The 18,040-nt window shown below is 38.2% G+C and carries 16 protein-coding genes, 1 tRNA gene and 1 pseudogene; 12 read left to right on the forward strand and 6 right to left on the reverse strand.

Features of this window, described 5'->3' with window-relative positions; translation table 11 throughout:
- Positions 1 to 115: 115 nt before the first annotated feature.
- From ligA to QOX03_RS03135, 7 genes are all read left to right on the forward strand, one after another.
- Positions 116 to 2,104, forward strand: a complete 1,989-nt coding sequence (ligA, locus tag QOX03_RS03105; RefSeq protein WP_283671462.1) for an NAD-dependent DNA ligase LigA — start codon at positions 116 to 118, stop codon at positions 2,102 to 2,104.
- 532 nt (positions 2,105 to 2,636) lie between these two features.
- On the forward strand, positions 2,637 to 4,355 hold the full coding sequence (locus QOX03_RS03110; protein ID WP_283671463.1) for an FISUMP domain-containing protein: 1,719 nt from the start codon (positions 2,637 to 2,639) through the stop codon (positions 4,353 to 4,355).
- A gap of 507 nt (positions 4,356 to 4,862) precedes the next feature.
- The gene (locus tag QOX03_RS09555) at positions 4,863 to 5,012 is read left to right on the forward strand and encodes a hypothetical protein (protein WP_491893174.1); all 150 of its coding nucleotides are present in this window, start codon (positions 4,863 to 4,865) and stop codon (positions 5,010 to 5,012) included.
- Between the two features lie 278 nt (positions 5,013 to 5,290).
- Positions 5,291 to 6,493, forward strand: a complete 1,203-nt coding sequence (locus QOX03_RS03120) for a reverse transcriptase domain-containing protein (protein ID WP_283671465.1) — start codon at positions 5,291 to 5,293, stop codon at positions 6,491 to 6,493.
- A complete protein-coding gene (locus QOX03_RS03125) occupies positions 6,465 to 6,809 on the forward strand; it encodes a four helix bundle protein (protein ID WP_283671466.1) in 345 nt (114 codons plus the stop codon). Before QOX03_RS03120 ends, QOX03_RS03125 begins: the two co-directional genes overlap by 29 nt.
- A gap of 37 nt (positions 6,810 to 6,846) precedes the next feature.
- Entirely contained in the window at positions 6,847 to 7,353 is a 507-nt protein-coding gene (locus tag QOX03_RS03130) for a MutS N-terminal domain-containing protein (RefSeq protein WP_119057516.1), read from the forward strand.
- Positions 7,354 to 7,923: 570 nt separating this feature from the next.
- Positions 7,924 to 8,997: an FISUMP domain-containing protein gene (locus QOX03_RS03135; RefSeq protein ID WP_283671467.1), complete on the forward strand. Its 1,074-nt coding sequence runs from the start codon at positions 7,924 to 7,926 to the stop codon at positions 8,995 to 8,997.
- Between the two features lie 185 nt (positions 8,998 to 9,182).
- On the opposite strand, the gene QOX03_RS03140 is transcribed toward QOX03_RS03135, so the two are convergent.
- From QOX03_RS03140 to QOX03_RS03150, 3 genes are all read right to left on the reverse strand, one after another.
- Entirely contained in the window at positions 9,183 to 9,680 is a 498-nt protein-coding gene (locus tag QOX03_RS03140) for a hypothetical protein (RefSeq protein ID WP_283671468.1), read from the reverse strand.
- 4 nt (positions 9,681 to 9,684) lie between these two features.
- Complete coding sequence (locus tag QOX03_RS03145; protein WP_283671469.1) at positions 9,685 to 10,458, reverse strand: (Fe-S)-binding protein; 774 nt, start codon at positions 10,456 to 10,458, stop codon at positions 9,685 to 9,687.
- Positions 10,459 to 10,581: 123 nt separating this feature from the next.
- On the reverse strand, positions 10,582 to 12,717 hold the full coding sequence (locus QOX03_RS03150; protein WP_283671470.1) for a polyribonucleotide nucleotidyltransferase: 2,136 nt from the start codon (positions 12,715 to 12,717) through the stop codon (positions 10,582 to 10,584).
- Between the two features lie 342 nt (positions 12,718 to 13,059).
- On the opposite strand from QOX03_RS03150, the gene QOX03_RS03155 reads away from it, so the two are divergent.
- Positions 13,060 to 13,497, forward strand: coding sequence for a DUF417 family protein (locus tag QOX03_RS03155; protein WP_283671471.1), 438 nt, complete (start codon positions 13,060 to 13,062; stop codon positions 13,495 to 13,497).
- An 83-nt stretch (positions 13,498 to 13,580) separates the two neighbouring features.
- Here QOX03_RS03155 and QOX03_RS03160 read toward each other — a convergent pair whose 3' ends face one another.
- The 3 genes from QOX03_RS03160 to map are packed head-to-tail and all read right to left on the reverse strand — an operon-like array spanning position 13,581 to position 15,414.
- Complete coding sequence (locus QOX03_RS03160; protein WP_283671472.1) at positions 13,581 to 14,351, reverse strand: class I SAM-dependent methyltransferase; 771 nt, start codon at positions 14,349 to 14,351, stop codon at positions 13,581 to 13,583.
- A 32-nt stretch (positions 14,352 to 14,383) separates the two neighbouring features.
- The gene (locus tag QOX03_RS03165) at positions 14,384 to 14,539 is read right to left on the reverse strand and encodes a hypothetical protein (RefSeq protein WP_283671473.1); all 156 of its coding nucleotides are present in this window, start codon (positions 14,537 to 14,539) and stop codon (positions 14,384 to 14,386) included.
- Between the two features lie 41 nt (positions 14,540 to 14,580).
- Positions 14,581 to 15,414, reverse strand: a complete 834-nt coding sequence (map, locus tag QOX03_RS03170; RefSeq protein ID WP_283671474.1) for a type I methionyl aminopeptidase — start codon at positions 15,412 to 15,414, stop codon at positions 14,581 to 14,583.
- A 317-nt stretch (positions 15,415 to 15,731) separates the two neighbouring features.
- Between map and QOX03_RS03175 the strand changes: the two genes are divergently transcribed.
- From QOX03_RS03175 to QOX03_RS03190, 4 genes and pseudogenes are all read left to right on the forward strand, one after another.
- Positions 15,732 to 15,805 (forward strand) — tRNA-Met (locus tag QOX03_RS03175).
- A gap of 62 nt (positions 15,806 to 15,867) precedes the next feature.
- Positions 15,868 to 16,083 (forward strand): hypothetical protein, encoded by a 216-nt coding sequence (locus tag QOX03_RS03180; protein WP_283671475.1) that lies wholly within the window; start codon positions 15,868 to 15,870, stop codon positions 16,081 to 16,083.
- A gap of 116 nt (positions 16,084 to 16,199) precedes the next feature.
- Positions 16,200 to 16,467 (forward strand): annotated as a pseudogene (locus QOX03_RS03185) (plasmid mobilization protein); the annotation flags it as partial.
- Positions 16,468 to 16,961: 494 nt separating this feature from the next.
- Positions 16,962 to 17,999, forward strand: coding sequence for an FISUMP domain-containing protein (locus tag QOX03_RS03190; protein WP_283671476.1), 1,038 nt, complete (start codon positions 16,962 to 16,964; stop codon positions 17,997 to 17,999).
- The last annotated feature ends 41 nt before the right edge of the window (positions 18,000 to 18,040 follow it).

An 18,040-nucleotide genomic window follows, 5' to 3' on the forward strand; every position in this document is an offset into this window, starting at 1 on the left:
ATTGATTTAGAATTGATTCAAAAAAATCATCAAAAAAATCTAACCAAGTGATTCAGTTTAGCCGATCGAAACCTTTTTCTTGTTTTGCTTATCTTTGTTTTTTATTAATCATTTTATGAGCATAGAGCAAAAAATCAAAGCATTATCTCAAGAATTAGACGAGCACAATTATAAATATTATGTGCTAGATCAGCCTGAAATTTCTGATTTTGAATTTGATATGAAATTAAAAGCTCTGCAAGAATTAGAAAATGAGTACCCGAAATTTGCAGACCCTCATTCACCGACACAACGGGTTGGCGGGGCAATCACTAAAAACTTCCCGACCGTTGTTCATCAATATCAGATGTACTCGCTGAACAATGTTTATGAAATTGCAGAATTGCAAGAATGGATCGAGCGAGTAAAAAAAGATTTGGGCGAAGCCGTTGAATTTGTATGCGAATTAAAATTCGATGGAGCGTCCATTAGCTTAACTTACGAAAATGCCACTTTGGCACAAGCGGTAACAAGAGGCGACGGCTACCAAGGTGATGAAATTACCGCCAATGTGAAGACCATCAAAAGTATTCCTCTAAAATTAAAAGATGCAGAAGCCAATGAAATTTTTGCCCGTGGTGAAATTATTTTGACGCATGAAGCTTTTCATAAAATCAATCAAGAACGAGAAGAATTAGGATTAGAAACATTTATGAACCCGAGAAATACGGTAAGTGGGTCTTTGAAACTACAAGATTCTGCCGAAGTGGCTAAAAGGGAATTATCAGCATTTATCTATGGAATTTATGGCAAAAATCTTCCTTTTGATAATCAATGGACAATGCTGCAAACAGCTAGAAAATGGGGCTTCAAAATTCCAAATTCAGCAAAACTTTGCTTATCTGAACAGCAAATCTTTAACTTTATTGCATTTTGGGACAAGCAAAGGCATGATTTAAATTATGAAATAGATGGTGTGGTGATAAAAGTTAACCAATTTTTTCAACAAAACGAATTGGGGTATACCGCCAAATCACCACGCTGGGCAATCGCCTATAAATTCAAAGCAGAACAAGCCAAAACACGACTGAACAAAGTCTCTTACCAAGTGGGCAGAACAGGGGCGGTGACTCCCGTGGCAAATTTAGAACCCGTTTTGTTGGCTGGGACTACCGTAAAGCGTGCATCGCTACATAATGCTGATATTATCAAAAATCTAAAAATTTGCTTGGGGGACATGGTTTATGTAGAGAAAGGAGGTGAAATTATACCCAAAATTGTAGGTGTAAGTTTAGAAGACCGCCCAGCCAATGCTCAAGCGGTGGAGTTTACAAAAACATGCCCTGCCTGTGCAACGCCATTGGTGCGTGCAGAAGGAGAAGCCGTACATTATTGCCCCAATGAAGACGGCTGCCCACCACAAATTAAAGGGAAAATAGAACACTTCGTTAGCCGAAAAGCGATGGATATGGAATCCATTGGTAGCGAGACAATTGCACAACTCTATGAAGTAGGATTAGTGCAGAAAATTTCAGATTTATACCATTTGCAGGTAGAAGATTTGCTTCCGCTGGAGCGAATGGCACAAAAATCAGCAGAAAACATCATTAATGCCATTGAGAAATCAAAAAAAATTCCGTTTGAGAAAGTTCTCTACGGCCTAGGCATCCGTTTTGTGGGAGAAACCGTTGCAAAAAAATTAGTCGAAGCCTTCCCAAATTTAAAATTACTACAAAATGCAAAGCCAGAAGAGCTAGAAGAAGTCGATACCGTCGGTACGCGAATTTCTAAAAGCGTAGTAGACTATTTTAGCCAAAAAGAGCACATGGAAATGCTGGAAGATTTGATGAATCAAGGATTGCAATTTGAAGCAGCAGAAAAAAAATTAACGTCTAATAAATTTGAAAATCAAACATTTCTATTCACTGGGAAATTGGCTGAATTTACGCGAGATGAAGCCAAGCAATTGGTAGAAGAAAACGGAGGTAAAATAGCATCTTCTGTGACTAAAAATTTAAATTTTTTAATCGTGGGCGAGAAAGCTGGCTCAAAATTAAAAAAAGCACAAGATCTAGGCAGCGTTCAAATTTTAACCGAATTGGAATTTTTGGAATTACTGAAGTGATTTTTTAGCAATTAGTGCAAAAGTGATTGTTGGTCTACTAGCGTTGATTGAGATAAAATAAATAAAAATTTCTAAAGCCTTTAAAAAAAATCCTCTGCCTCAAAAAAAAAAAAATTGCATAATTCAAAAACGTGAAATACATTTGCGGACAGGTTGAGAAGAGAAAAACCTCAACGGAAATTTTAACAAAAAAATAACGAAATTTTAACAAATGAAATTTGTGAGTTTCAAAATAAAGTGTAAACACACACACACACACACACACAAATAATGAGCTAAACAACTCATTATCAGCAACTTATAATAAATTTTTGCTTCCCTTCGGGAGCGAACCGCAAAGCCGTGCAAGAAAATCTTGTGCGGTTTTTCTATTTTCACCTGTGTGAAAGTAGTAATTTCTTCAAAAAGAAGGGCCTCACGGGTTGGGGCTCTTTCTAAATGAAGAAGCAAAAAAACAGCAAAAAAAAACAGCAAAAATTTAATGAAGAAAAAGAATAAATCGATAAAATATTAACAAAAAAAAATAAAACAAATGAAGAAATTATTACTTTCTTTCGTTGTATTGCCAGGGGCTTTAGCTATGGCTCAGGTGGGCGTTAATACAGACAAGCCAAGGAGCAGCTTAGATGTAGCTTATATAGATCCGGAAGCTCCTGAGGGTGCAGGACGGGTAAACGCTAAAACTCCTCAGGGCGTTCACTTCCCGAATGTTAGCACAGCGCAGCGCTCAAAATTTGAAGATGTGAGAGAAGGAATGATGATATATAATACCGATAAGAAGTGCCTTGAGATGTACCTTGGGGTGGAAAGCGGTGCCCACCAATGGGAATGCATCCCCAATGTAGGGAACAAATCATCACAAAGCGTAGCAGTATCGCCAGCAAGTTTCAGCGGGCAATTTATAGGAGGCGTGGCATTATCAGACGCCAGCGTAAGCTTCAAAATTACCAACAATGGATTCTCTGAAATTAAAAATCTTGACTTATCTGATGCCGTTACGGTAGAAAATGGAGAGGGAAATATAACAGTAAATGGCGATGCCAACAAAGGCGTTAGCCTAGATGGAGGAGAAGGCAAAACTTTGACGTATACGCTTAGCGGGACGCCGCAGGCAGGTGAGCTTACGGCTAGATTTAACAGATTAAGATTAAGTGCAGAGCAGCAATTGACGGTAGGCAAAGGAAACGCAAACCTGCAAAACAAAGAGCAGTATATCGTGTCGTTTGTCCATGGTAGCACGACCATACAAGGTCAAATAGACAATGGGGACAACCAAGTTCGCATCAAAATTCCTTACACCAATGGAAAAGGAAGTTATGATGCTGTAAGCATTAAAAAAACTGCCGCCCCAGGGCAAGATGGAGATGCAACCAAGCAAATCACGCTTAGTATCCCACCGGGGAACTTTGCAGTGCAGGGCGAGTTGACTGCGACGCTAAGCGTAGATGGGAGTTACCAAGTTAAGCAGATGGCGCCAGGGAAAGATTATGACATTGCAACTTATGATATTGATATAAACGGGAGTACATCAAAAGTTATCATCAAAGGGATAGGCGGTATCCCAGACAGGATGTTTGGCAAAAGAACCAACGGACAATTACGTCACCAGTTTGTTTACTTGCCCGTTACCGTTACAGGAGCAAATGGTTATAATAAAACATGGCTCAACCTCAACCTTGGAGCAGAATATGCCAAAGTCAATGGATCTCATTTTAACCCGACCGTTAATAAAACAGGCGAAGCTATCCACAAAGATGAGAAGCTCTACGGTTCATTATACCAATGGCAGAGAGCGAGTGATGGGCATGAGTTTAAGGGTCAAGGAACTACCTCACAAAAAGCCACAAGTTGGACAAACGCAGGCAATTTGTTTATTACTGGAAGCGCTAACTGGGTAGCGAATGGTGAAAATGCATTAGGTTCAGATTTATTGTTGTGGAGAGCAGGAGGAGTTAATAACCCTTGCCCATCTGGTTACCATGTTCCGACTGTGCAGGAGTGGCAGCAATTTCTCAATGCTGTAGGAAGTAATGTGTGGAGTCAAAATAAGTTACCAAACCTTGCAGCTGCTGGCTACCATCGCTCTCGCGGTGGTTCGCTGGGCAGCAAGCGTTCTAGCGGGTACTACTGGAGTAGCTCTGCTAGCGACAGTTACTACGCTCACCGCATGTACTTCAGCGGGAGCTACAGCAGTATGTTCAACAACAGCGACCGAGCTTTCGGTAACAGCGTGCGTTGCCTCAAGGATTAAGAGAGGGTATCGCTAGCCGACCCGCCGCAGGCAAGTCGGCTGGCAAGCGGGAGGTGAGGGAAATGTCAAGCGTATTCCCGCCTTTAACGGCTCCGCCGCAAAAGGCGCTTGGCAGAAAAATCACTAGACCAATTGTTCTTTGAAATATTGAGGGATTTTAAAATTATGTTTTTTACTCTTTGAGAACTGTATGATGCTACATCTGGGTATGTAAAACAGAAGCTTGAAACAGCATGAGCTAGTGCGGCAGCCTGATAGCTGAGTAAGGTGGCGGAGTGTTGTGCAGCCCTAGGGTAATGTGGAGAATAATCTTCCAAAAAATAGAGTATTAATCCAAGCCTAAACCATCCCCCTAGGGGGTGGTATAGGTGTGCAGGGAATGCACACGCTACCAGAACATACGTGGCTGAGTAGTGAAATTAGGCTTTTTTTGCGTGGCGGTGTTCGCCAGTCGCTGCTTGGCTGCGCCTTGCAGCTGCTGGCTACCATAACTATAACAATGGTTCACTGAACGACAGTCGTTCTAACGGGAACTACTGGAGTAGCTCTGCTAACGACAGTAACAACGCTCACAACATGAACTTCAACAGGAGCAACAGCAATATGAACAACAACAACCGAGCTAACGGGTTCAGCGTGCGTTGCCTCAAGGAATAATCTCACTTTTTGGGTAAAACCATAAGTTAATTTTAATGAAATGCAATGGTATTTCTATCTTTCAATATTTCAAGAATAATTTGTATTTCTCAATGCATCAAAAGGAGTATAAAAAAAATACTCAGAAGAAATTAAGACTTAGAATATATTAGAATATACTAAGATATACTAAGAAGACAAAGGGAATTCCAAAAAGGAATTTTAAATTTAATATTTTAGAGCTTTATGCTCTTGCTAAAACTAAACAAAGAAAGCTTATCAGATTACTTTATAAAAAATTGCACGAAGCCTATTACAGTGCAAGAAAGCACAAAAGAACCAAGCCAGAACAGCTGCGCTTTGAGTATGAATATGATGCTAAATTATATGAGCTTTGTCAGCTAATTGCTACGCAACAATATGAGCCATTGCCCGCCAACGTTTTTGTGACGCGCAAGCCTGTGCACCGTGAGATTTTTGCACCGCAGTTTAGAGACAGGGTTGTTCATCACTTGATTTATAATTATTTGTATGATTACTTAGACAGAAAGTTTATTTATGACAGCTATAGCTGCCGAGTTGGCAAAGGGACGATGTTCGGCATCGAACGGGCTAAAAGTTTTATGCGGAAAGTAAGCCGTAATTATACACAAGATGCCTATGTGCTAAAGTTAGATATTAGTGGCTATTTTATGAATATCAACAGGAAATTACTCTATGCAAAATTGCAGCAAATGATAGATTACACCGCACTGGATATAACGAAAACAGAGCAAAAAAGTTTAGAATATTTGCTGAAAGTCAATACCTTGCACGACTCGACAAAAAATGCCATTCGCAAATCACCCTTACACTATTGGGATACAATACCACGGAGCAAAAGTTTGTTTCACACGGCGTCTGATTGCGGATTGCCCATTGGCTCACTCACAAGCCAGCTGTTTTCAAATGTTTTTTTGAATGATATAGACCACCGCATCAAGCAACACATCTCTCACTATGGCAGGTATGTAGATGATATGCTGCTGATGCACCAAGATAGAGAAACCCTGCGTGCGGTGATTCCTATGGTGAATCAATGGCTGGGCGAGATTGGACTGCAGCTCCACCCAGGCAAGATCGTTTTGCAACACTACAGCAAGGGATTTTATTTTTTGGGGCAATACATCAAGCCAGGCTGTTGCTACATCAGCCGCAGGCTCAAGAAGCATATTTTTATCTTCCAAAAAGAATTAGAAGCTTATTTTGCATTACCAAGACAAAAGGAACTAAAAGAATTGCAGTTGGTAGAAAATAAATTAAATTCGTATTTCGGTGTATTAGCCAAAGCCAATACCTACCAGTGGACAAAACTTTGGGTGGATAGATTGCCTCAAAATTTGAAGAAATACATGGATCTAGCTTATGATGAAGCAACCCAGCAAATGAAAGCGAGTTTGAAATCTGCTTATAAAATTAAAAATAATTACACCCGTGAGTGTTACTCATTTACCCATTTATAGAAGTGCCTTTAGATTCCACGTATACGTGAATGATTTGGTAGATGCCTTCCCCAAAAAATACCACTATACACTGGGCGCTAGAATGCGAAAAAATAATATCCAGCTGTGGGTAAATATAGAATTGGCGCTGGTGGAAAAAGAAAAAGAAAAAAAATTAAAATATTTTAAAAAAGCTCAAAAGAGAGCATTTAGGTCAAGAATTTATTTTAAATTAGCACAAACATATAGTTTGGTATCACTCAAGCAAATTTCTTATGTTTTCTTTGAATTAAATGATGTTGAAAAACAAATGAAAGCGATAGTAAAACAATGCTAAAGCATCAGAATTCCCATAAAAAACCTATTTCTTTTCTATGAATACGCAAGAGAAACTAAACCTGATAGATCAAGATAAGTACAATAGCTTAATATTATTCAAAGAAGGGAATTTCAGGAAGTGCTATAATGAGCATGCCATGTTTTTTGTAGAAAACGTGAAGATGATGAAAATCCATACCCGATTTTATAAAAACGTGCAAAAATATATTCATGCTATAGGCTTCCCCGAGCGCTCGGTAGGGAAGTATGTAGATTGGGTGAAAGAGGAATTTAAAGCAAAGATAGAGGAAGACACCGCAGAATACATACGCCTAGTGGCATGCCGCTGGAAGAAAAAATATCACTACAAAGTATGGGAAGAGCCACTGATACAAATAAAAGAGGGGCTCATGCTAGAGGAAAAAAGACCCAGCATAGATGGGAGTTATAAAGATAAAATCTGCACCCTTTTAGATGAATTTGCAATAGAAAAATCTACACCGCTAGAGGCTTTTCAATTTTTAATAAAGCTAAAGCATGGCATCAAAGAACCTAATAACTAAAGGACTTAAGAATTTCATTTTATATTTTATGAAAATCTAAAAGTCTAAAAATCTAAGAAGTGACGTTTTAAATAGCAAGCTGAACGCATTAAATAGAAACTGGAAAAATTTCTAAAGCCTTTAAAAAAAAATCCCCAGCCCCCAAAAAAAATAAATTTGCGTAATTCAAAAACGTGAAATACATTTGCGGGCAGGTTGAGAAAAGAGAAAAATCTCAACGGAAAATTTTAACAAAAAAATAACGAAATTTTAATAAATGAAATTTGTGAGTTTCAAAATAAAGTATAAACACACACACACACACAAGTAATGAGCTAAACAACTCATTATCAATAACTTATAATAATTTTTTGCTTCCCCGCGGGAGCGAACCGCAAATCCGTGCAAGAAAATCTTGTGCGGTTTTTCTATTTTCACCTGTGTGAAAGTAGTAATTTCTTCAAAAAGAAGAGCCTCACGGGTTGGGGCTCTTTCTAAATGAAGAAGCAAAAAAAAGTTGCAAAAAAACAGCAAAAATTTAATTAAGACAAAGAATAAATCAATAAAATATTAACCAAAAAATTAAAACAAATGAAGAAATTATTATTTTCTTTAGCCGTATTATCAGCGGTAGCGGTCACCGCCCAAGTAGGCATTAACACAGATGCTCCAGAGGCGACATTAGACATCAGAAAAAAAGACAACCAAAAAGGAGACCTGCGCATAGAAGGAGACTTGCGCATACAAGATGTTGAGGAAAAATCTATCCAATGGTTTTTAGTTTGGGATGAAAAAGACCAAAAGGTGAAGCGCACAAGCCTTTCAAGAGAGATTTCAAGGATTAAATCGGAATTAGAAAATGATGGTAAAAGAAAGCACATCCGAGATAAGCAGCCAGCCAGAGCAGATGATATCATCAATAAAATCAAGCAATGTGCACCAGAAAACATAATTTTTGATAAATTATTTGGTGTCGACGGCAAGCATGATTTTGTGTATTGCGCTACAACTGTAACTGGTACTAATTATAATAAAACATGGCTCAACCTCAACCTTGGTGCAGAATACGCCAACATCCATAGTTCTGATTTTAACCCTACCGTTAATAAAACAGGAGAAACTATCCACGGTGACAAAAATCTCTACGGTTCATTATACCAATGGCAGAGAGCGAGTGATGGGCATGAGTTTAGGATTAGGAATCAACCAAATACCCTAGACAAAGTCCAAAGTTGGACATACACAGGCAATTCAGCAGGGAAGTTTATTACTTCTAGCGATGGTCATTGGGTAAGTAATCCTTCATCAGACTTTAACTTGTGGCAAGCAGGAGGAGATAATAACCCTTGCCCGTTAGGTTACCATGTTCCGACTGCGCCGGAGTGGTATGAATTTTATCAGGCTGTAACAACGGGTAGCACTTCTGCTGTTTCTACTGATCAAATGTGGATACAGGATAAGTTGCCAAACCTTGCAGCTGCTGGCTACCATTACGGTAACGATGGTTCACTGTACTACGCGGAGTCTGGCGGGTACTACTGGAGTAGCTCTTCTCGCGCCAGTGACAAGGCTGACAACTTCTACTTCCACCGTGACGGCAGTGATACGGGCGACAATAGCAGCAGCCTAGCTCACGGGCTCAGCGTGCGTTGCCTCAAGGATTAAGAGAAGGTATTGCGAGCCTTAACTTTATCAAAATTAAGATAAAAGCAATAAAACTTTAATCTTAAAAAAACATAAGCATGAAAGTAAATCGTGCTTATGTTTTTTCATTTTATAGTGTTTTTTAAAAAGTTTAGAAGAAATAATTCCTTAAAACAAATGAAAATTTTTAAAGCCTTAAAAAAAAATCATAGGAATTTACTCGCCCAACTATCTTTCAACTTTCGCTTCCATTGGTGGCGGAATTGGTATAAATCTGAAATGCTATTATCATACACCAAAGCATCTGAATTGATTTCTCCATTTTTAAGCATCATCTTAAATTGATGCAGTTTTTCTACTTTTATTTCTGAGTTTTCGGTAGCTTTCCATGCGACCAGCATTCGGTTGGTTAAGGGATTTTCTATTTCTCTCTCTAAACCTTGCATAAATCTCATTAGTGAATCAATTGAACAGCCAGAAGCGCCAGCCTTGCTTTCGTCTACGCAAATTACAATAAAGCGACTCTCTAGCAGTTCAAACCCAGCATGTAGATCACTTCCGTGGGCTTGCCACTGCGAGATGAATGAATTTAAGGCTTTACGAGCGAGCTCTAAAACTTCTTCTTGCAAGGGATTTTCTGCCATGAAAATCCAAACTTTACTGTTTTCATCAAAGGATAAAAAGTGGCTAAAAATCTTTTCCATTTTTCTATAATTCTTCTGCTTCTGCTATCAATTCTGCAAAATCTTTAACTGCTAAGTTACGATTAAAATGTTTAATGCCGTCTGTCATCATCGTATTACAAAACGGGCATCCTGTTGCGATGATTTCAGGTTGAGTTCTCAGAGCCTCTTCGGTTCTTTCAATATTGATTTCTTTATTCCCCGACTCCGCTTCTTTGAACATTTGTGCTCCACCAGCGCCACAGCACAGTGCCTGAGCTTTGCATCTTCTCATTTCTACTAATTCGGCGTCCAGTTTTTTGATTAAGTATCTGGGCGCTTCGTAAACGCTGTTTCCCCTCCCCAAGTAGCAAGGGTCGTGGAAAGTTATTCGCTTACCGCGGAAAGCTTTTCCTTCAATCTTCAAGCGACCGTTATCAATCAATTCTTGCAAAAATTCTGAATGATGTTGCACCTTATAATTCCCCCCTAAGTCTGGGTATTCATTCTTCAAGGTATTAAAGCAATGTGGGCAGGTTGTTACAATATTTTTTATGTTGTAAGCGTTTAAAACCTGAATGTTTGTAGCTGCAGCCATTTGAAATGCGAATTCATTTCCCGCTCTTTTAGCGGGGTCTCCCGTGCAGCTTTCCTCGGTCCCGAGCACGGCGAAATTCACATTAATATGATTCAGTATTTTTACAAATGCCCGCGTGATTTTTTTAGCCCTATCATCAAAGCTTCCAGCGCATCCTACCCAAAATAAGACTTCAGGTTCTTTGCCTTCAGAAAACATTTGAGCCATTGTTTTTACTTCCATTTTTATTCTAAACTGATGAATCAAATATAAGCTTTTTTCAAAAATTTTTTAAGCCTTTAAAAAAATAGTATAAAAAAAGGGATTGAAAATCCAGTCCCTTTTTTTTTTTAAGCTTTAGAAAAATTATTCTTCATTTTTCTTCTCTGGTTTTGGGAGCAGAACCTTTCGGCTTAATCTCATTTTCCCAGTTTTCTTGTCGTTTTCGAGGTATTTTACTTCAATAATGTCACCAATGTTCACCACATCTTCCACATTATTCACACGATGCCACTCCAGCTCAGAGATATGAACGAGCCCCTCGGTACCTCTTTTCAGCTCCACAAAAGCGCCAAAAGGTTTGATGGAAATCACTTTGCCTGTGTAAGTTTCACCAATTTCAGGTTCAAAGGTAATTTCTTTAACTCGCCGAATGGCTTCATCTATGCCAGCTTGGTCTTTCCCGCTGATTTCTACGATTCCCATATTGTCTTTCTCATCGATAGAAATTTCAGTATTTGTATTAGCTTGAATTTCTTGAATGATTTTTCCGCCTGGGCCAATCACGGCGCCAATAAAGTCACTTTTTATCATCAAAGTCACTAATTTAGGAGCGTTTGGTTTTAATTGAGGATTTGGTTCAGCAATGGTTTCCAGCATTTTATCCATAATATGAAGGCGGCCATCTTTCGCTTGCATCAGTGCTTTTTCTAGAATTTCGTAAGATAGACCAGATATTTTAATATCCATCTGGCAAGCCGTGATGCCATCTTTTGTTCCTGTTACCTTAAAGTCCATATCGCCCAAGTGGTCTTCATCACCCAAGATGTCAGACAAGACAGTCCATTTTCCACTTTCTTGGTCAGTAATCAACCCCATGGCAATTCCAGAGACAGGCTTTTGAATTTTGATACCTGCATCCATCAGCGCCAAAGTCCCAGCACAAACGGTAGCCATAGAAGATGAGCCATTAGATTCTAAAATATCAGAAACCAAACGAATGGTGTACGGATTATCCGCAGGAATCATTCGCTTCAATGCACGCTCAGCCAAATTCCCGTGCCCGATTTCTCGTCTTGAAGTTCCACGGATTGGTCTAGCTTCGCCCGTAGAGAACGGAGGGAAATTGTAATGCAAATAGAATTTTTTATCATACTCTTCGATGATGCTATCAATGCGGTCAACGTCCAGCGATGAGCCTAAAGTCACCACGCTCAGAGATTGAGTTTCCCCGCGCGTAAAGACAGAAGAACCATGCGTAGCTGGTAAATAATCAACCTCGCACCAAATTGGGCGAATCTCTTGCGGAGACCTCCCATCCAAGCGCACCCCTTCGTTGAGCAACATTTGGCGAACGGCATTCTTTTTAACTTTACCAAAGTATTTATCAATCAACGGTTCGATTTCGGTCAGCTCCTCTTCACTATATTTTTCTTTCCAATTTTTTAAAGCCTTATCAAATTTTTCTGATCTTTCATGCTTTTCACTCGGTTCTTTTGCAATATCATAAAGCTCTTGGTAAAGCTGTTCTTTGATTTCTCTTTCAAGCTTTTCATCATTCACTTCATGGCAGTAAGTGCGTTTAGGGAAAGATTTCCCTACTTTTTCAGCCAAGCGTTCCTGTGCTTCGATTTGGTCTTTGATGGCTTCGTGGGCAAACTTAATAGCCTCAAGCATTTCCTGCTCAGAGACCTCAGCCATTTCACCTTCTACCATCACCACAGAATCCTTAGAAGCTCCCACCATGATGTCTAAATCTGCTTTTTTCAGAGTTTCTAAATCGGGGTTGATGGATAGCGCCCCATTTACACGCACCACGCGAACTTCAGAAATCGGATTCTTAAAAGGAATATCAGTCAAAGCCAATGCAGTAGAAGCCGCGAGCCCAGCCAAAGAATCAGGCAAAACACTAGCATCGTAAGATAAAACATTGATAATCACCTGAACCTCTGCATGGTAATCATCAGGGAAAAGCGGACGCAAAACACGGTCTACCAAGCGCATTGTCAAGATTTCATCATCGCTTGGGCGCCCTTCTCTTTTGATGAACCCCCCTGGGATTTTACCCGCAGCTGTAAATTTCTCTCTATATTCCACAGTCAAAGGCATAAAGTCAACACCCTCTCTAGCTTCTTTTGCACCCACCACAGTAGCAAGTAACATGGTACCACCCATCTTCACCACCACAGATCCATCGGCCTGTTTAGCCAATTTACCCGTCTCTAAGGTGATGGAACGCCCGTCATTTAAACGGATTTCTTCTGTTTGTTCTATATAATTCATAAAAATATTTATAGCACAAATGTAAGGTTTATTTACAAGTTACACCATCTACTGCAAAATTTCTAAAGCCTTAAAAAAAATCATGGAAAATTAGATGAAAAATAATTTCTTCAACATATTATTTCGTTAATCCATTCCTTTTCAGTTTTTTACAGAAAATTCATCAGATTAACTAGTTTTTGAAGTAAATTGATTTATATTTGCAATATTGAGATTTTCAATAAAAATCAATAAAATTAAAAATTAGCCAAGCGACTAAGTCTTTACCTGAAATCAAAAAAAGTTATAAGACTTTTTAAATTGGTCAAATAGAGTTAAATTTAATCTATAATATTTATAATTATGAAAACAGCGGATAAAAAACAGCAAGATATCGGCATGATTGTAATGATTTTGGGAACTGCATTAATTTTATTATGGATAGGAGTTTTCAAGTTTACACCCACCGAAGCTGAAGCAATAAAACCTCTGATGCAAAATCAACCATTATTATCTTGGATGTACAGCATCTTAGGGGTACAAGGCGTTTCTAACTTCATCGGTATTGTAGAAATCGTAACGGCAATTTTACTTATTTTAGGATTAAATTTTAAATTACTTTTAAAATACGCAGGAGCTTTACTCATCTTAACATTTACTATTACCATCAGTTTTATCTTCACCACCCCAGGAGTGTGGAGAAGTGTGGATGGCGTACCTGTTACAGACTTCTTTATCTTAAAAGATCTAATTCCTTTAGGTTTGGGGATCAAGCTTTTAAATGACTATAAGAAGTTATAAAAGCTTCCTGAAATGAAGTGGTTAAGTCTATAAAAGTATAAAGATGCACGGCTTCTATAACTTTTATCAAACCCATTGTTAAACTATACCGATTTTCTCACAATGGGTAGCACTTCACCTTTCATCAGAGCATATTTCTTCTGCTCTTCTTCCGTAAATTGATGAGAACCAAAGTCTTTCGTTACATCAAATCCCACATCTTCCAGCCGTTGAAAATAATCCATTCCATACCATCTCACATGGTCATATTGCCCAAAATGTTTTTTTCTTTCTTCGGGAGATTGAATGGTAAAATCCTCGTAAGTTTTTTCTAAATCACTTTTCATTGGCACTTGCAAGATGCCCCAGCCGCCTTTTTTCATCACCCGATATAATTCTTGCATAGCCCGAGTATCATCTTCGATGTGTTCCAGCACGTGGTTGCAGAAAATCACATCAAAGGTTTCATCATCAAAAGGAAGGTGGAGCAAATTGGCCTTCACGTCTGCTAGCGGACTATGAAGATCGGCAGTGGTGTAATCTAAATTTTTTAAGGCTTTAAATTTTTTGTAAAAACTTTGCTCTGGAGCCATGTGTAAAATTTTTAAAGGCTTAGAAAAAAAATCAGTTTCTCTTTTGAGGTAAAGCCACATTAGCCGATGCCTTTCCAGTGAAAGTGTGGATGGAGAAAGTGCATTCGCTCTTGATTTTCCATAGCCGTATGGCAGGAATTTCCTGAATTTTTTTCCATCAATCGGGTCTACAAACTGATTGCCACGATAATAAAAAATAAGTAAAGGTTTCACCCAAAAGCTCAAACGAATCAACCACGGGCGGGGCACGAAATTTAAAATAAATTTAAGCAATTCATTCATTATAAGTGAATTAATGATAAATCATCGATGGTTCAAAGTGATTTTTGATTAGATTCAGTATTTGATGTATTTTCACTCACTTCAACCTGAGAAATTTCTTCTTTAAATTTAGCCAATTCTACTTGAGGCAATTGCTTCACCAACGTCAAAAGTTGTTTGTAATTAAGATTAATTTCTATTGTCATCATTTAAAAATAAATAATTCTACTGAATTTCAATCATTTAAAACTCAATCTACAAAAGCGTCATCAAACAAAAACTCCTTTTCTTCATCACTTTCAATGCCCAAAGCATCATAAATGTATTGAAACGTAGAAAGCAATCTTGGTTTGCCATCAATCATGGTTACATCATGCTCAAAATGAGCTGAATAGGAATTGTCTTTACTTGTTACCGTCCAGCCATCTTTATGAAATTTCACTCGTTTTGTACCCATATTAATCATGGGTTCAATTGCTAAAACCATTCCATCTTTCAATACTTTCCCTGTGCCTCTTCTGCCATAATTCGGCACTTGTGGTTCTTCGTGCATATCTCTCCCCAAGCCATGGCCGCAGAGTTCTCTCACTACACCATAGCCTTCTTTTTCGTTATAAATTTGAATGGCATGGCATATATCGCCCAAGCGATTTCCTTTCTTGAACTGGCGGATCCCAGCGTATAAACTTTCTTTCGTTACTTTCAAGAGTTTCTCAACCTCTGGCGAGACTTCTCCGATTTTAAACGAATAAGCATGATCGCCATAAAATCCATTCATGTAGACACCGCAATCCACCGATACGATATCGCCTTCTTGCAATGGTTTATCGTTGGGGATACCGTGTACCACTTGCTCGTTTGGCGAGATGCACAGCGATTTTGGGAAATCATACATACCAAGAAAAGCGGGATAAGCACCGTGGTCTCTGATGAAGGCGTCTCCTAAATCATTAATCTGCTGTGTGGTGACGCCTGGGCCAATGATTTTTGCGATTTCGCCTAGAGTTTTAGAGACTAACAAAGCACTTTCACGCATCAGTTTCAGTTCGTCTATACTCTTTATGATGATTTCTGCTTTTGCCATGTTTATTATTTTATAAAATCTTCACAAAGTTAATAAATAGGTTTCTTTTAAAATAATTTTGTAGTTTTGAATAAGATTATTCATCTATTTAATTATTTGGTAGTCAATTAAATATACGATTTTTTAATCAAATGGACAATCTTTTTTCTTTTTTTATTCCTAAATGCACAACAGGTTTTAATAATTAATTTCTTATTAAATTTCAAAAGCCCCCCCCCTTGATAATCGTTTTCAGGCGCTTCGGGTAGTTGTGATTTTAAAGAAAAAAGTTTTGTGTGATTTAACAGAAAATTCATATATTTGCAATCCTTTTAAACGGCGAGGTAGCTCAGATGGTTAGAGCGCAGGATTCATAACCCTGAGGTCGGCAGTTCGATTCTGCTCCTCGCTACTTTTCAAAGCCATTGATAATCAGTGTTTAAAGCAAAGATTTCAATGGCTTTTTTTGAAGAAATGATTCTAAGCGAGTACGAAAGCGAGTACAAAATGAAATGGACTAAACCGAAAATTTATAAACCTAAAAAAGGACGTTGGTATATATATTATAACTATCAGCATCCAACTGAAGTTAATAAATTAGGTAGACCAAAAATGGTTCGATTCAAATTACCTAGCTTCGGATTGAATAAAAAATATAGTAATTATAAAGATAGACTTGAAGCTTTTTAAAGATTGTACGGAGTGCCCAAATTTTTCCTGCCATTAGCTCCATTAACTCGCTTTCGTTGATGGGGTTTCTTTTCTTTCTCATACTTCTATTATTTTTACAAATTCCTTAATAAAGTCGTCCAGAGAAATTAAATCCTCGCAAGCATCGCTATGTATTTCGATTGAATGATGAAGAAAATGCAAAGTTTTTTATCCTTGTTTGAACAATCGGGAATGAAGTATAAAGCCCATTTTATTACTTCAGTTCTTTTCAATAGAGAAATTAAAACGGTAAAAATTGATAAAACAGCCATTGATTTTTATACCAAACTCACCGAGTTAAACGCTCAATTTAGAAAAATAGGCGTCAATTATAACCAGATTGTCAAGATACTTTACCGCCATAACATCTTATACGCACATCAAAAGATGAAGTTTCAGAACAAGCCTTAAAAAATCCTCTGCCTCAAAAAAAATAAATTTGCGTAATTCAAAAACGTAAAATACATTTGCGGGCAGGTTGAGAAAGGTGAAAAATCTCAACGGAAAATTTTAACAAAAAAATAACGAAATTTTAACAAATGAAATTTGTGAGTTTCAAAATAAAGTGTAAACACACACACACACACACACAAGTAATGAGCTAAACAACTCATTATCAATAACTTATAATAAATTTTTGCTTCCCCGTGGGAGCGAACCGCAAAGCCGTGCAAGAAAATCTTGTGCGGTTTTTCTATTTTCACCTGTGTGAAAGTAGTAATTTCTTCAAAAAAGAAGAGCCTCACGGGTTGGGGCTCTTTCTAAATGAAGAAGCAAAAAAAAGTTGAAAAAAAACAGCAAAAATTTAATTAAGAAAAGAATAAATCAATAAAATATTAACCAAAAAAATAAAACAAATGAAGAAATTATTATTTTCTTTAGCCGTATTATCAGCGGTTGCGGTCACCGCTCAGGTGGGCATTAACACAGATACTCCACAGGCGACATTAGACATCAGCGCAAAAGGCAAACAAGAAGGTGACTTGCGCATAGAAGGTGTTGATAGATTATACGGAGTTGATTGGATTCTGACTTGGGATGAAAAAGACAAAAAGGTAAGAAAAATGTCGATTAAAGACATAGAGTGGGATATAAAAAATAGAGAGATAATTGATTACATTAAGGGTGCGGTAAAAAATCCAAATGAGGTCATAGAAAAGATAAGAAAATGCCCTGAAGATAGATTAGTATATGATAAATTATTTAGGAAAGATAATGGCAAGCATGATTTTGTGTATTGCGCTACAATTGTAACTGGTAAAGTGAACGATAAAGAATACAAAAGAACATGGCTCAACCTCAACCTTGGTGCAGAATACGCCAACATCCATAGTCCTCATTTTGAACCTACCGTTAGTAAAACAGGCACAGATGCCCATAATGAGGCTAAAACCTACGGTTCATTATACCAATGGCAGCGAGCGAGTGATGGGCATGAGTTTAGGGGTTCACAAGTTACCGATAAAAAAGCCTCAAGTTGGACAGAAACAGACGAAGCAGCAGGGAAGTTTATTACTTCTGACGATGGTCATTGGGTAAGTAATCCTTCACCAGACCTTAACTTGTGGCAAGGAGGAGCAGACAGAGTTAATAACCCTTGCCCGTCAGGTTACCATGTTCCGACTATGGAGGAGTGGAAGGAATTACTCAATGCTGTAGGAAGTAATAATCAAATGTATACACAGAATAAGTTGCCAAACCTTGTAGCTGCTGGCATCATCCATCACCGTGACAGTACGCTGGTCCTCGAGGGTTCTCACGGGTACTACTGGAGTAGCTCTGCTTACGACGACAGTAGCTACGCTCACGCCATGTACTTCCTCCCTGGCAGCGGTACGATCGACTTCAACTACCGATCTGAAGGGCTTAGCGTGCGTTGTATTAAGAGTAATTAAACGTTTATTTAAAATCAGAAAATCATCAATTAAAATTAAAG

The sequence above is a fragment of the Candidatus Ornithobacterium hominis genome (genome assembly GCF_951229915.1).
Classification (GTDB): Bacteria; Bacteroidota; Bacteroidia; order Flavobacteriales; family Weeksellaceae; genus Ornithobacterium; species Ornithobacterium hominis.